Source organism: Nonomuraea sp. KM88 (assembly GCF_052245635.1).
In the GTDB taxonomy this organism is placed as follows: Bacteria; Actinomycetota; Actinomycetes; order Streptosporangiales; family Streptosporangiaceae; genus Nonomuraea.
Genome location: NZ_JBQQCC010000024.1, coordinates 17,666 through 32,210, shown reverse-complemented (window position 1 = coordinate 32,210; position 14,545 = coordinate 17,666). Strand labels below are relative to the sequence as shown.

The following is a 14,545-nucleotide window of genomic DNA, read 5'->3' as shown; positions in this document are numbered from 1 at the left end:
TCATCTCCACCCTACCAAGAAACGAACGAAACGAACATCTAGCGCCATCCGCGAGGGTGAGCGCAAGTCGCAGAGCGCATCCGCCGGTAGGCGGGCAAGGGGTGGATGGAGCGGGTGCCTGGGATCAGGCGACTTTGGAGATCGTGCGTACGGAGGCGGCGTGCCGGTAGACCTCGCCCGTGGTGGTGTCGAAGTACGGTGACGACACGGCGTCGTACCAGCCCTGGGCGTCCCGGTTCCAGGTGAGGCTGTTGACCCCGACCAGGGTGCCGAGCCCGCGGTTCTCGTTCCACCCGATCAGCCAGGGTCCGCCGCTCGCGCCGTGGCTGAAGTCGCACGGCTGGAGCTGTACGCCCTTCTGCAGGTCGAAGGCGGGGGCCACGGCTGCCCACAGGGTGGTGCCTCTCTCGCAGCTACGCAGCTTCTTGCCGTTGAACGGGTTGCTCCTGTCGGGTTGGGGGCCCGCCGGGTAGCCGAACGAGAACGCCGAGTAGGTGGACGGCTTCTTGTTGAGGTCGAGTCCCTGTCCGCCGACGTTGTCCTGGAGCCGGCCGATGTCCTTCATGGCGTAGGAGTTGTTCTTCTTCGTCCAGGTGAAGCCGCGGTGCACGGTCACGAAGGCGTAGTCGTAGTCGTAGTCGCCCTTGCCCGACCAGTCTTCGTGCATGCTGATGGCGGCGCCGACGTAGATGCCCTGGGATGCCTCGCCGTTGGGGCCGGGGTTGGGGACGAAGATCCAGGAGTCGGCGGCCCTGGCCTGGCGCGAGTCGTACGCGCAGTGGGCGGCCGTGGCGACGACGCTGCGGTTGCGGGCGGCGACGGCGCTGGCCGAGCACCAGTACTCCTTGTCGCCGAAGCGGAAATAGACCTTGCCCATGGTGGTGGCCGTCTTGCCCTTGCGCGGCATCGCGGACGCCACGCTCTGCGCGGCGAGGGTGCGCCTGATGGCGGCGACGGGGTTGCTCTGATCCGTGGCGGTCTGGGGCTCGGAGGTCGGGGCGGCCTTGGCGCCGGGCGTGGCCGGGCTGTAGTTGTCGGCCACCTTGAGCCGGTCGGGCTTCCAGTGCTCGGCGACCCTCTTCACGTCAGCCTGGGTCGTGGCCAGGGGGACGGCGTACACCTTGCTGTTGGCGGCGCGGTTGGCTGTGGCGTCGGCGATCCCCGTGAGGGCGGACAGCACGAGCAGCGCGCTGCTCAGTGCAGCGAGCGCGACGTGCCTGGCCCGGGGGATCATCTTTTGCCTTTCTTAGGGTCGTAAGGTGGGATTTTTCCAGATGTACAGACGGTATTGCAGCGAGGATAGAGATTCGTTACCTGATCAAGGGTGCACTTCGCACTATAAGGAACGTGTCAGGCATCCACTCTGGATACCTCTAAATGATCATTAATCGCAGCATTTCCCCAGGTCAGCATGGGTGTGCGGACTTGATGATGTGTCGGGAAATGTCGTCATTCAGGTGGCTTTCGGGGTCGATCGAGTGGCGCACGCCACGTCGCCGCCCGCCCCATTCCGCCGCCAGGGGAAGGCCCCGGATCCCACCCGGGAACCGGGGCCTGGGGTGCGGGCTCGATCACGGCATGTTGCCGGTCCAGCGGTTGGCGGCGGCCTTGTAGACCTTGTAGGTGTCGGTGTTGAAGTACGGCGACGAGATGTGGTCGTAGCGGTCGTTGCCGTCGGTGTCCCACGCGACGCTGTTGACACCGATCAGGTAGCCGGTGCGCGACGCGCTCTTGTAGGAGTAGAGGAGCGGCCCGCCGCTCGCTCCGGCGGTGAAGGAGCACTTGAGGCCGACGTGCTCCTGCAGGTTGTACTTCTTGGCCTCGGGCATCGGCTTGGTCTTGCCGTAGCACCACTTCATCGTGCGCCCGCTGAACGGCTTGTCGCCGTCAGGGTGCTCGCCGGCCGGGTAGCCGAAGGAGAACACGGTCGCCTTCGTGCTCCGGTTCCAGGTGAAGCCCTGCCCGCCGACGTTGTCGCCGAGGCGGCCGACGTTCTTGACCGACCACCTCCAGCGGCCCCTGTCCTTCGCCCAGTCGACCTTGATGCCGTTGTAGACGTTGACGAACGCGTAGTCGTAGTCGAAGTCCTCCTTCACCAGGAAATCGTCGTGCGCGTTGAACGTCTTGGCGGCGTAGATGCCGTAGGGCGCTTTGCCGTCCCAGACGCTCTTGCCGTCCCAGTACGACGGAATGAAGACCCAGTTGTCGTAGAAGGTGTTCTTCTTCGTGTCGTACACGCAGTGGGCGGAGGTCGCCACGAGGTTGCGGTACTTGCCCTGCACCGAACTGGCCGAGCAGTAACGCCAGTTCTTCGGGTTGCGCGGGTCGGCCTTGGGCAGCGTGAAGAACACGCGTCCGACGGTGTTCGGCAGGTTGACCTGCTTGCTCTTCTTGGTCTTCGTCTTCTTCTCCCCGCCGATCGGCGGAACGGATCCGGCGGGGCCGTCGGGGGTGCTGTTGCCGCCCCTGATGCCCTTGGTGGTCAGGTCGATGGTGTCGTCGTGGTCGGTCGCCCGCTTCACGCGGTCCGGCGTCCAGAACTGGATCGCCTGCTCGGCGGGGGTGGCCGCGTTCTTGGACACGACGTCTGAGGGTGCCGTCGCGCCGGCCGCGGCGCCGCTGACCGTTCCCGCGGCCAGTCCGACGGCCACCAGGCCGGCCAGCGGGATCGCGACGCGCCTTGCTCGGGAATTCATGGAGCTCCTTTCGGCTTTCGGCGGCCCAGAGCGGGGTGCTGCGCCCCGGGTGGGCCAGGAAAACGTTCGGAACGTTAATGAATGGCCGGACCGGCGGCCAGAAAACGACGGGAAAAAGCATGGCCCGGTTCCGTTCCGTTATAGAAATAGCGAGATCGCATGTATTCCTGATCGGCATTTCCGCAGGTGGAGGGTGCCGGTATTTCTTCTCCGGCAACAGTGGTAACTCGCTTTATCAGACACCACTGCTTATCAACCGAATATTATTCTGGTTAGATGGTTTCATGGATCCTCGCACGCCCTGCCTCATTGGCATCGCACAACGCACCGTTCGCGAGCAGCCCGGCCCGGAGCCGCTCGACCTGTGGGAGGAGGTGGCGCGCGCGGCCACCGCCGACGCCCGCCTCACCGCCGGGCGGCTCGACTCGATCCAGCTCGTCCACACCGACTCCTGGCAGTACGACTCCCCGGTGGGCCGCCTCGCCGAGCGCCTCGGCGCCGTGCCGCGCCACCGCGCCTACTCCAAGGTCAGCGGTACGGCTCCGCACCTGCTCATCGGCGAGGCCGCCGCGAGGATCGCGGCAGGGGAGATCGACTCGGCGCTGGTCGCCGGGGCTGAGGCGCTGGCGACGCGCCGGGCGTACCGGCAGGCGGGCGAGAGCGTGCCCTGGAGCCATCCGGCCGTGCCCAAACCCCCGTACGGATGGGAGCGGCCGCCGCATCCGGCGGCGCTGGCCCACGGGCTGTTCATGCCGGTGCACACGTACGCGATCATGGAGACGGCGCGGCGGGCGGCGCTCGGCCTCACGATCGAGGAGGAGATGCGCGAGCGAGGGCGCATGATGGCGCCGATGACCGAGGTGGCCGCCGCCAATCCGTACGCCTGGCGCAGGACCGCGCGCACCCCCGGCGAGCTGGTGCACGGCAACCGCTTCGTCGGCTGGCCCTACACCAGGAACACGGTCGCCGTCATGGAGGTGGACCAGGCGGCCGCCGTCGTCCTGGCCAGCTCGCGGCTGGCCGACCGGCTCGGGGTGCCCGCCGGCCGGCGCGTGTACCTGCGTGGGTGGGCGTACGCGGAGGACACCTGGGAGGTGGCGGCGCGGCCCGCGCTCGGTCGCTCGGAGGCCATCGGCAGGGCCGCGGAGGCCGCCTTCAAGCGCGCGGGGCTCGGGCCGGACGACGTGCACGCCCTCGACCTCTACAGCTGCTTCGCGATCGCGCTGCGGCAGGCGTGTGACGCCGTCGGGCTCGACCCGCTGGACCGGCGCGGGCTCACGGTGACCGGCGGGCTGCCGTACGCGGGCGGGCCGGCCAGCGGCTACGTGCTGCACTCGACGGCCACGATGGCGGGGCTGCTGCGCGCGCAGCCCGGGCACGGGCTGGTGACCGGGGTGGGGATGCACCTGACCAAGCACGCCTACGCCGTCTGGTCCACCGAGCCCGGCGGGCTGCCGGGCGGGCTGCTCGATGCGGCCGCGCCCGTGTTCGTGGCCGAGGAGGCGCCGATCGTGCCGGCCTTCTCGGGGGAGGCGGTCGTCGCCGGGTACACGGTGGCGCACGGGCGGGACGGCGCGCCCGAACGGGGGGTGCTCGTGGTGGACGTGCCCTCCGGCGGGCGGGCGTACGCGGTCGTGGCGCGGGACGAGCTGCTGGCCGACGCCGAGTCGCGCGAGCTGGTCGGGCAGGTGGTGCGGGTGGCCCACGACGGTGAGGTGAACGTGGCGACCTGGTGATCCTCTGAAGTGGATGCAAAGACTGTGACCGCTCGACTACCATCTGCTGTTGACATTTTTATGTCACTCGCCCACGCTGGAGTCATGCGGAGGACCACGGTGCGCATCGACGAGACGCTCCTCAACGAGGCGAAGGCATACGCGGCGAGAAACGGACGCAGTCTCAACTCAGTGATGGAGGACGCCTTGCGGCAACTCATCAACCGCTCCACGGAAGTGGCGGAGCGCCCCCGGATCACCCTCCCGGTCTCCGGGGCGGCATCCGGTCCGAAGCTGACCTGGGCCGAGATCAAGGAGATCCTGGAGCAGGAGGACATCGAGCGTGCACTGGGGGCCGACCGTGCGGATGCTTGACACCAATGTCTTCTTCAACGCGCAGCGGCGTGACGCAGAGCACCACGAGCAGTGCCATGCCATGCTCGCGGACATCCTGCACGGCGACGAGGCCTACGCCGTCAGCGACTTCGCGCTCAACGGCTTCATCCGTGTGGTGACCAACAAGCGCGTCCCGGGCGCCACCTCGTTCGAAGACGCGCGAAAGTTCGCCGACATCGTGCGTCACCAGCCGCATGCGGTCGTGGTCCATGCCGGTCCCCGGCACTGGGAGATCTTCGTCAGGCTGTGCCGGGAGGCAGGGGCGTCGGGCAAGCTGGTCCCCGACGCCTACCTCGCGGCGCTCGCCATCGAGCACGGTTGTGAATTCGTGACCTGCGACAAGGATTTCGCCAGGTTCGAGGGCTTGCGCTGGCGGTCCCCCCTCAACTGAACTGGAGGAAAGGGCGTAAGCCAGGCTACTCGGCGAGGAACGTCGTGGCTGACCGGTTCGACGTCATCGAGTCAGGCGGCGAGCGCGGACGTCGCCGCTGGATCGGGCTGGCGGTGGTGCTGGCGCTCCTGCTGGTCCCTGCTGTCAGCCTGCTCGTCAGCCGGGAGCCCGAGCGCGGTCCCGAAGGTGAGGCCGTGCTGCCGCAGCCGGTCCCCGAGCCCATCAGGTCCTTACGGACGATCGACAACCCGCCCAACGTCCTGCACGCCCAGGCGACGGAGAAGGGCGGCGACGAGGTCATCGACGTGGTGTTCCCGCACGGGGCGCGCGCCGAGGTGCGCTATCCGGCCGACCTCGGCCTCGCCGAGATGGGCGTGCGACCGTTCCAGGGCGCCTGGGTGGAGGGAAACTACCGCCAGTTCGTCGCCCCGTACGGCGGCGAGACGCAGATCACCCAGGGCGGCGAGCCGATCAGGAACTACGCCCCCAACGTCACGCTCTGGCCGCGCCAGGCGGGCAGCGGCGGCTACGGGCAGGTGCTGATGTTCGCGTTCGGGCCGTGGCGGCTGGCGATGTACGACCGGGGGAGAGGGCTGTCGTTCGAGCAGCGCACGGCGCTCGCCGAAGGACTCCGCGGCAAGGTGACGAAGGGCGGCTACCTGGTGTTGTCGGCCGGCCGCTCGGCAGACGGCGTGCGGCTCGCCGAACCGGGAGACACCGTGCGGGGAGAGCCGGTGGGGCCGCAACTGTGGTTCGGCGGCGGGGCGGGGACGATGGTGGTGCTGGCGCCGGCGCCCGGCTGCAGGAGCACCACCGCGATCCCCGACGTCATCGACGGGCGCGGGCGGCCCGTCGACTCGGCGTGCCGCGGCGGGGTGCAGGTCACCGTCACCGGCCCTTCCACATTCCGCGACCAGGCCATCAAGGGCATCCGGATCGCGTTCGAGTAGGACGTGCGACGCGCGGCGGCAGGGTGGCGGGCCGTCGAGCGAAATCTTGTTAGTAGGGTGCGGCCATGTTCGCCGTAACCGCCACACAGACCGATCCCGACAATCCGCTCGCCGGGCTGACGCTCGGAGAGCACCCCGAGCCCAAGACGCCGGACGGCTGGACGACCGTCTCCGTGCGCGCCGCCGCGCTCAACCACCACGACCTGTGGACGCTCAAGGGCGTCGGCATCCGGCAGGACCGGTTGCCGATCGTGCTGGGCTGCGACGCCGCCGGCGTGGACGACGACGGCAACGAGGTCATCGTGCACGCGGTGATCGGCTCGGGCCCCGACGAGACGCTGGACCCCAGGCGCAGCCTGCTGTCGGAGACGTACGACGGCACGTTCGCCGAGCGGGTCGCCGTGCCGCGCCGCAACCTCGTGCCCAAGCCGGCCGCGCTCAGCTTCGAGCACGCCGCCTGCCTGCCGACGGCCTGGCTGACCGCGTACCGCATGTTGTTCGACAAGGCCGGGCTCCAGCCCGGGGCCACCGTGCTGGTGCAGGGCGCGGGCGGCGGCGTCGCCACCGCGCTGATCGCGCTCGGCCGGGCGGGCGGCTACCGCGTCTGGGCGACCAGCCGTACGGAGGCCAAGCGCGAGCGTGCCCGCGAGCTCGGCGCCGACCAGGTCTTCGAGACGGGAGCGCGGCTGCCCGAGCGGGTCGACGCCGTCATGGAGACCGTCGGGCAGGCGACCTGGGACCACTCGCTCAAGTCGCTCAAGCCTGGCGGCCGCATCGTCGTGTCCGGAGCCACCAGCGGCGCGGTCCCGCCCGCCGATCTCAACCGGGTGTTCTTCCTGCAGCTGTCCGTGGTCGGCTCGACGATGGGGACGCGCGACCAGCTGCAGCGGCTGGCGGTGTTCCTGGAGCAGACCGGCGTGCGCCCGGTCGTCGACCGTACGGTGCCGCTGGCCGAGGCGCGGGACGGGTTCGCGGCCATGGCGGCGGGAGAGATCTTCGGGAAGATCGTCTTTTCCGGATGAATAAGTAAATGGTTACTTCTGGTGCTCCTGGGTGATACAAGCAGAGAGAGCCGTATCACCCGGGAGGCCGTCAGCATGGACGTCGAACCCTTCGGCCCAGGTTCGCTGCACTGGGACACGGCCGGCGAATATCGCAACCTGCTCGTGGCCGGCAGCGCGCTGGTCCTCCAGACCATGCACCCGGCCGTGGGCGCGGCCGTCGCCGAGCACTCCACGTACAAGTCCGACCCGTGGGGGCGGCTCACCCGCACGCTCACTTCCGTCCAGACCTGGGTGTACGGCGGCCCCGGCGGCCCGGCGGAGGGCGAGCGGCTCAGAAGGCTGCACCGGGACATCAGCGGCGTGGACGAGCACGGCAGGCACTACCACGCGCTGAACGGCGAGGCGTGGGCCTGGGTGCACCTCTCCCTGTTCGAACGCTTCATCGCGCTCAACCGGTGGTTCGGCACCCCGTTCACCCATGAGCAGGAGGAGCGGTTCTACGCCGAGTCACGGCAGCTCGGCGCACTCCTGCGGGTGCCCGAGCGGGAGATGCCGGGCGATCTGGCGGCGTACCGGCGGTACTTCGACGACATGGTGGCCGACCGGCTCGAGCCGCATCCGACCGCGCTGGAGGTGCTGGCCGTCATGCGCGACACCCCGGCGCCGCCCGCTCTGCCCCGGCCGCTGCGCGGGCTGTGGGCGCCGGTCGGGGTGGGGTCGGGGGAGTTCAACCACTTCGTGACCGTCGGCACGCTGCCGCCGTCCGTACGCGGGAAGCTGGGGCTGCGATGGGCGGCCCGGGACGAGCGGCGGCTGCGGCAGGTCGGGCACGCGGTGGCGACGCTCACACCGCGCCTGCCCGAACGCCTGCGCTACATGCCCATCGCCTACCGTGCCCGCCGCGCCGCACGGAGGGCACGTCGTGTCGAGCGTCTCCTGCGTCCGGCCTGACGCCCGCGAGCCCGTCCGGCGCGGGACGTGTCAGCGTTCGAGGATGTCGCGGACGTTGCGGGCGGCGTCGTCGAGCGTCACGCGCAGTGCCGCCACCTTCTCCGGCGTCAGGCGCGTGCCCGACGCCTCCTCGCGCGTCTGGGCGACGAAGTCGGCCAGCAGCTCGCCCAGCTCGGCGTCGAGGTCGGCCCGGTTGGCCGGCGCACCCCCGAGCGTGGCCCAGACCTCCGACCAGATCCTGCGCCATTCCTTGCTGAGCCGCTCGCCTTCGCCCTGCCAGTGGTCGGCGTGCTCCATCCACTGGCGTTTCTGCTGCTCCTTGAGCCGCTTGAGGCCCTCCCTCTGCTTGTCGAGCAGGTCTCTGGCGTCGTCGTGGCCGCTGGTCCGCACGTCCTTGGCCATCCGGGTCAGCTCGTCGCGCAGCGACTTGACGGTGTCGCGGACGTCCTCCTTGACCTCGCGGGCGATGTCGCGCACGGAAGCGGAGATCTCCTCCTCCAGGTCGTCGAGCTCGTCGAGCCGGTCGTTCAGCTCCTCACGACCCCGGTCGGTGATCGAGAAGACCTTCTTGCCCTCGACCACCTCGTGGGTCACCAGGCCCTCCTCCTCCAGGCGGGCCAGGCGGGGGTAGATCGTTCCGGGCGAGGGCGAGTAGACGCCGAGGAACCGGTCCTGGAGCAGCCTGATGACCTCGTAGCCGTGGCGTGGGCTCTCGTCCAGCAGCTTGAGCAGGTACAGCCGGAGCCGGCCGTGACCGAAGACAGGGCTCATTCCTTCTCCCCCTTGAGCAGCGTGACCTCACCGGAGACCGTGATCGCCGAAAGCGAGGCCATGCCGCCACCCAGCCGCCCCGACAGCGCCTTGGAGCCGGGGCCTCCCGTGTTGGACAGTTCATCGAACGTGCTGACGAGCCTGCCCGAGGTGGATCTGAGGCTGACGTCCGCCTCGACGTTCTCCGGCAGCCTGACCAGGATGTCACCGGAGACGCTGTTGAGCGTCACGTGACCCGTGGGACGCAGCGCCAGGTCGGCCGTGAACCGGCCGGAGATCGTGGTGGCCTTCAGCCTGCGCGGAGAGCCGTCGGCCACCGTCAGGTCGCCGGAGACGCTCTTGAACGCCAGGTCGCCGGACATCGCACGGCTCTCGACAGGGCCCGACACGGTGTTGGCCAGCACGTCGCCGCTCACGGCGTCGAGCACGATCTCGCCCGACACGCTCTTGACGTGGGTCCTCGTCTCGAACCCGGCCACCACGGCCGGTGCGGTGACCACGCCGGCGTTGACCCTGCACGTCTTCGGCACGGTGATCGACAACACCGTCCTGCGGCGGTCGCGGCGCAGCCAGCCGAGCATGCCGTCCCACGTCAGGTCCTTGTAGGCGACGGTGAGTGACCGGGTGTGCTCGTCGTAGGTCACGATGAGCGGCGCCGCCGAGTCGACCTCGGCCACCTCCAGCGTGGGTGGGCCCTCGCTGGCGAGCACGGCCAGCCGGCCGGCCACGATGCGTACGTCCAGCGTCTCCACCTGGTCGAACGTGAGCTGCTCGGGTGCCTCGATCGCCCACTGTTGCATGATCCCTGCCCTTCTTGGCGACACGTCTCCTATGGACACGATATGTCGCGTCTGGCGAGATCTCAAGATGTATCGCGTTTGTGGGCGTCAGGAACGGGTCATTCGTCGTCCTCGTCGTCCAGCCGCGCCAGCCACGTGGCCAGCCGCTCGACGGGCGTCTCGAACTCGGGATTGAGGTCGACGAACTCGCGTAGCCGCTCGCCGAGCCACAGGAGGCTGACCTCCTCCTCGCCCCGGCGCTCGACCAGTTCCTCGATCCCCCGATCGGTGAAGTACATCGTCGTCCATTCCTTCCATCGGGCGAATCGCCCGGCTCAACCTGTCAGAACGCCAGTGAGCCCCCGGACGGGCCGGGGGCTCACCGTGCGGACCTGCTTCAGCCGAAGAGCTGCTCGACAATGGCCTCGAGCTCATGGTCGTGCGTGTTGTGCGAGCCCGTGGCCGGCGAACTGTTGGGGGTGCGCGACACCCGCTGCAGCCGCCGCCCGCCCAGGACCTGCGGGTCCTCGGCCAGCTTGAGCGTCAGGTAGGGCCACGGCCCCATGTTGACCGGCTCGTCCTGGGCCCAGACCAGCTCCGCCTGATCGCTGTAACGCGCCAGCTCGGCGGCCAGCTCGTCGGCAGGGAACGGGTAGAGGCGCTCCAGCCGGACGATGGCGACGTCGTCACGGCCCTTCTTGTCGCGCTGCGCGGCCAGGTCGTAGTAGAGCTTGCCGGAGCAGAGCACGACCTTGGTGACCTTGCCCGGGTCGGCCGTCGTGTCGCCGAGCACCGGCTGGAAGGTGCCCGAGGTGAAGTCGGACGCCTTCGACGTGGCCGCCTTGAGCCGCAGCAGCACCTTGGGCGTGAAGACCACCATCGGCTTGTGCCGCTTGGACTCCACCTGCCAGCGCAGCAGGTGGAAGTAGTTGGCCGGCGTGGTCGGCTGCGCGACCGTCATGTTGTCGAGCGCGCAGACCTGCAGGAACCGCTCGATGCGGGCCGAGGAGTGGTCGGGGCCCTGGCCCTCGTAGCCGTGCGGCAGCAGCAGCACGACCGAGGACCTCTGGCCCCACTTCTGCTCGCCCGACGAGATGAACTCGTCGATGATCGTCTGGGCGCCGTTGACGAAGTCGCCGAACTGCGCCTCCCAGGCGACCAGCGCGTCGGGCCGCACGACGCTGTAGCCGTATTCGAAGCCGAGCGCCGCGAACTCGCTGAGCAGCGAGTCGTAGACGTAGAACTTCGTCGTGCCGTGGTTGAACGTCTTGAGCGGCGTGTGGTCGGCACCGGTCATCCGGTCCACCAGGACGGCGTGGCGCTGGGTGAACGTGCCGCGCCGGGAGTCCTGGCCGACCAGGCGCACCGGGTGGCCGTCGATCAGCAGCGAGCCGTACGCCAGCGTCTCGCCCATCGCCCAGTCGATGGCGTCCTGCTCGACCATCTGGCCGCGACGCTGCAACACCGGCGCCAGGCGCGGGTGCGGCGTGAAGCCCTCGGGCAGGCTCAGCTGGGTGTCGACGATGCGCTTGAGCGTCTCGTCGCTGATCGCCGTCGGCGTGTCGTCGTGCGACCACTTGACCACCTCGGTCGGCGGCACCCGCATGGCGCCCGCCTCCAGCGGCTTCTTGGCCGCCTCGCGGGTCTCGGTGAACGCCTGCTCCAGCTTGGCCTGGTAGTCGCGCAGCGCCTGCTCGGCCTCCTCGACCGTGATGTCGCCCCGGCCGATCAGCGCCTCGGTGTAGAGCTTGCGGGTCGAGCGCTTGGCGTCGATCAGGTCGTACATCAGCGGCTGGGTGAAGGCCGGGTTGTCGCCCTCGTTGTGGCCGCGGCGGCGGTAGCAGATGAGGTCGATGACGACGTCCTTGCGGAACGCCTGGCGGTATTCGTAGGCCAGCTCGCCCACGCGCACCACGGCCTCGGGGTCGTCGCCGTTGACGTGGAAGATCGGCGCCTGGATCATCCGCGCCACGTCGGTCGCGTAGACCGACGAGCGGGACGAGGCGGGCGAGGTGGTGAAGCCCACCTGGTTGTTGACCACGACGTGCACGGTGCCGCCGGTGCGGTAGCCGCGCAGTTGCGACAGGTTGAGCGTCTCGGCCACGACACCCTGGCCGGCGAAGGCCGCGTCGCCGTGGACGAGGACGGGCAGGACGGTGAAGCCCTCCTCGCCGCGCTCCAGAAGGTCCTGCTTGGCGCGGACGACGCCCTCCAGGACCGGGTCGACCGCCTCCAGGTGGGAGGGGTTGGCGACCACCGACGCGGTGATCATCTTGCCACTCGGCGCGGTGAACTCGCCCGTCGCGCCCAGGTGGTATTTCACGTCGCCGGAGCCGTGCGCGGTGCGCGGGTCGATGTTGCCCTCGAACTCGCCGAAGATCTGCGCGTAGGACTTGCCGACGATGTTGGCCAGCACGTTGAGCCGGCCGCGGTGGGCCATGCCGATGACGACCTCGTCGAGGTCTTCGTCGGCGGCGTCGCTGATCACCGAGTCGAGCAGCGGGATCAGGGACTCGCCGCCCTCCAGCGAGAAGCGCTTCTGGCCGACGAACTTCGTCTGCAGGAACGTCTCGAACGCCTCGGCGGTGTTGAGCCGCGACAGGATGTTGAGCTGCTCGTCGCGCTCGGGCGACTTGTGCGGCTTCTCCACCCGCTCCTGGATCCAGGCCCGCTCCTCGGGGTTCTGGATGTGCATGTACTCGATGCCGACCGTGCGGCAGTAGGAGTCGCGCAGCACGCCCAGGATCTCGCGCAGCTTCATCAGCGGCCGGCCGCCGAACCCGCCGGTGGCGAACTCCCGCTCGAGGTCCCACAGCGTCAGGCCGTGCGACTGGATGTCGAGGTCGGGGTGCTTGCGCTGCTTGTATTCCAGCGGGTCGGTCTCGGCCATCAGGTGGCCGCGCACGCGGTAGGCGTGGATCAGCTCGAGCACCCGCGCCGACTTGGACACGTCGTCGTCGTGCGACGTCGACACGTCCTGGACCCAGCGGACCGGTTCGTACGGGATCCGCAGCGACTCGAAGACCTCGTCGTAGAAGCCGTCCTCGCCCAGCAGCAGCCGGTGGATCTGGCGCAGGAAGTCGCCCGACTGGGCGCCCTGGATGATCCGGTGGTCGTAGGTGCTGGTCAGCGTCATGACCTTGGAGACGGCCAGGCGCGAGAGCGTGTCGGGCGAGGCGCCCTGGTATTCGGCGGGGTATTCCATCGCGCCGACGCCGATGATCGTGCCCTGGCCGGGCATCAGGCGCGGCACGGAGTGCACGGTGCCGATGGTGCCGGGGTTGGTCAGCGAGATCGTGGTGCCGGCGAAGTCGTCGACGCCGAGCTTGCCGCCCCGCGCCTTGCGGACGACCTCTTCGTAGGCCATCCAGAACTGCCGGAAGTCCATCTCCTCCGCGCCCTTGATCGAGGGCACGAGGAGCTGGCGCTCGCCGTTGCTCTTCTGCACGTCGATCGCCAGGCCGAAGCCCACGTGCTCGGGCTTGACGAGCGTGGGCTTGCCGTCGATCTCCGTGTAGGAGTAGTTCATCTCCGGCATGGCGCGCAGCGCCTTGACGATCGCGAAGCCGATCAGGTGGGTGAAGGACACCTTGCCGCCGCGGCCCCGCTTGAGGTGATTGTTGATCACAATGCGGTTGTCGACCAGCAGCTTGGCCGGGATGGCGCGCACGCTGGTCGCGGTCGGCACCGACAGCGACTGCTCCATGTTGGCGGCCGTGCGGGCCGCGGCCCCGCGCAACTTCACCTCCTCGGCGCCCTTGGGCACCGGGGTGGCCGGTTGCTTCGGCTTCTCGGCCGCAGGTGGCGCCTTGGGCGCCGCCTTGGGAGGCGCGGGGGCGGTCACAGTGCCGTTCCCCGCCTCCTTGGCCGGGGACCGGCCCGGTCCGTAGTCAGGGTTGTAGTCAGCGAAGAAATTCCACCAAGCCTTGTCGACCGACTCGGGGTCTTGGAGGTATTTCTGGTACAGCTCGTCGACAAGCCACTCGTTCTGACCAAAGCTTGCCAGCGGGTTTGTCCGCGACGACTCAGACGACACGGCGGAAATCGCCCTCTTCCGCAGATCGGCGTTGATGTTAGAGAACCTTTCCAAGGCTACTCGCCCGGACTGGCAGCGCGCGCCTAGGTGGGCGTGCCGCCACGCACGATCCTCTCAGGACGGCGCGATGAGGTCACGACCCCCTAGTCAACCCGGGGGGTTGCGCGATTATCACTATTTGGTATCAACACCCTGTCCGGAGGTTTACTTCCCTCCAGACACCAATCTGCTGGCGATTCGCACCTGAGGGGACAACTCGGACAGTAGGTCGGCGAGCTCCTCGCCCGCCTGCTTGAGCTCCTCCAGCGAGATCGGCTCCAGGCGCTCGAGCAGGAAGATCGCGTTGGTGGTCTCCTCGGTGAGCCGGGTGCGCACCACCTGGCGCCAGTTCCACCTGCGGCAGGTCACTCCGAGGTCGTCGCGCCAGATCACCTCGCCGGGGTCGGGCGTGCCGAGCGCCTCCTCGGACGGCTCGTCACCAACCGCCCTGACCAGCCGCGCCGGGCCGGAATAGCGGTCGAGGTCTTCCCCGCCGATGGGCAGCGCGTGCTTCACGCTGATCGAGTTGTAGGCGTCGACGGCCTGGTTGATCTCCGGTAGCGGCATCCGGCGGGTGAGCGCGTCGACCGAGGGCCTGGTGCGCTGCGGCTTGGCCCCGAACGCGCGGTAGGCGTCCTTCCAGGCGTCGATCTTGTCGGTCTGGACGGAAACGGCCGAGGCCTCGGCGAGCCAGGCGCGTGAGCGCTCGTCGGTGGGCCCGTTGCGCAGGTCGCGGGCGGTCATGACGAGGACCGCGAAGTCGGGGCGCAGCGCGAAGACCGCGTCGTCCACCTGGATGTCGTCAAGCATCCCCACA

General features: G+C 69.0%; 13 protein-coding genes. 6 read left to right on the top strand and 7 right to left on the bottom strand.

Annotated elements, in window-relative coordinates:
* Positions 1-124: 124 nt before the first annotated feature.
* Both ACTWPV_RS43635 and ACTWPV_RS43630 read right to left on the bottom strand, forming a co-directional pair.
* Positions 125-1,234 (bottom strand): trypsin-like serine peptidase, encoded by a 1,110-nt coding sequence (locus ACTWPV_RS43635; protein ID WP_443156290.1) that lies wholly within the window; start codon positions 1,232-1,234, stop codon positions 125-127.
* Positions 1,235-1,571: 337 nt separating this feature from the next.
* On the bottom strand, positions 1,572-2,696 hold the full coding sequence (locus tag ACTWPV_RS43630; protein ID WP_443156289.1) for a trypsin-like serine peptidase: 1,125 nt from the start codon (positions 2,694-2,696) through the stop codon (positions 1,572-1,574).
* Positions 2,697-2,980: 284 nt separating this feature from the next.
* On the opposite strand from ACTWPV_RS43630, the gene ACTWPV_RS43625 reads away from it, so the two are divergent.
* From ACTWPV_RS43625 to ACTWPV_RS43600, 6 genes are all read left to right on the top strand, one after another.
* A complete protein-coding gene (locus tag ACTWPV_RS43625) occupies positions 2,981-4,432 on the top strand; it encodes an acetyl-CoA synthetase (RefSeq protein ID WP_443156288.1) in 1,452 nt (483 codons plus the stop codon).
* Positions 4,433-4,531: 99 nt separating this feature from the next.
* Complete coding sequence (locus ACTWPV_RS43620) at positions 4,532-4,786, top strand: hypothetical protein (protein ID WP_443156287.1); 255 nt, start codon at positions 4,532-4,534, stop codon at positions 4,784-4,786.
* The gene (locus ACTWPV_RS43615) at positions 4,779-5,198 is read left to right on the top strand and encodes a type II toxin-antitoxin system VapC family toxin (RefSeq protein ID WP_443156327.1); all 420 of its coding nucleotides are present in this window, start codon (positions 4,779-4,781) and stop codon (positions 5,196-5,198) included. The genes ACTWPV_RS43620 and ACTWPV_RS43615 overlap by 8 nt, the downstream gene beginning before the upstream one ends.
* 44 nt (positions 5,199-5,242) lie before the next feature.
* Positions 5,243-6,148, top strand: coding sequence for a hypothetical protein (locus tag ACTWPV_RS43610; protein WP_443156286.1), 906 nt, complete (start codon positions 5,243-5,245; stop codon positions 6,146-6,148).
* A 65-nt stretch (positions 6,149-6,213) separates the two neighbouring features.
* Positions 6,214-7,170 carry a zinc-binding dehydrogenase gene (locus ACTWPV_RS43605; protein WP_443156285.1) on the top strand — a complete coding sequence of 319 codons (957 nt, stop codon included), beginning with the start codon at positions 6,214-6,216 and terminating at the stop codon, positions 7,168-7,170.
* A 75-nt stretch (positions 7,171-7,245) separates the two neighbouring features.
* Positions 7,246-8,103, top strand: coding sequence for an oxygenase MpaB family protein (locus ACTWPV_RS43600; protein ID WP_443156284.1), 858 nt, complete (start codon positions 7,246-7,248; stop codon positions 8,101-8,103).
* Positions 8,104-8,133: 30 nt separating this feature from the next.
* Here ACTWPV_RS43600 and ACTWPV_RS43595 read toward each other — a convergent pair whose 3' ends face one another.
* From ACTWPV_RS43595 to ACTWPV_RS43575, 5 genes are all read right to left on the bottom strand, one after another.
* Positions 8,134-8,874, bottom strand: coding sequence for a PadR family transcriptional regulator (locus ACTWPV_RS43595; RefSeq protein WP_443156283.1), 741 nt, complete (start codon positions 8,872-8,874; stop codon positions 8,134-8,136).
* Positions 8,871-9,674 (bottom strand): DUF4097 family beta strand repeat-containing protein, encoded by an 804-nt coding sequence (locus tag ACTWPV_RS43590; RefSeq protein ID WP_347645522.1) that lies wholly within the window; start codon positions 9,672-9,674, stop codon positions 8,871-8,873. Before ACTWPV_RS43590 ends, ACTWPV_RS43595 begins: the two co-directional genes overlap by 4 nt.
* 98 nt (positions 9,675-9,772) lie before the next feature.
* On the bottom strand, positions 9,773-9,952 hold the full coding sequence (locus ACTWPV_RS43585; protein WP_020544136.1) for a DUF6104 family protein: 180 nt from the start codon (positions 9,950-9,952) through the stop codon (positions 9,773-9,775).
* Between the two features lie 98 nt (positions 9,953-10,050).
* Positions 10,051-13,689 (bottom strand): multifunctional oxoglutarate decarboxylase/oxoglutarate dehydrogenase thiamine pyrophosphate-binding subunit/dihydrolipoyllysine-residue succinyltransferase subunit, encoded by a 3,639-nt coding sequence (locus ACTWPV_RS43580; protein ID WP_443156282.1) that lies wholly within the window; start codon positions 13,687-13,689, stop codon positions 10,051-10,053.
* Positions 13,690-13,893: 204 nt separating this feature from the next.
* Positions 13,894-14,538, bottom strand: coding sequence for a B3/B4 domain-containing protein (locus tag ACTWPV_RS43575; protein ID WP_443156281.1), 645 nt, complete (start codon positions 14,536-14,538; stop codon positions 13,894-13,896).
* Positions 14,539-14,545: the final 7 nt, after the last annotated feature.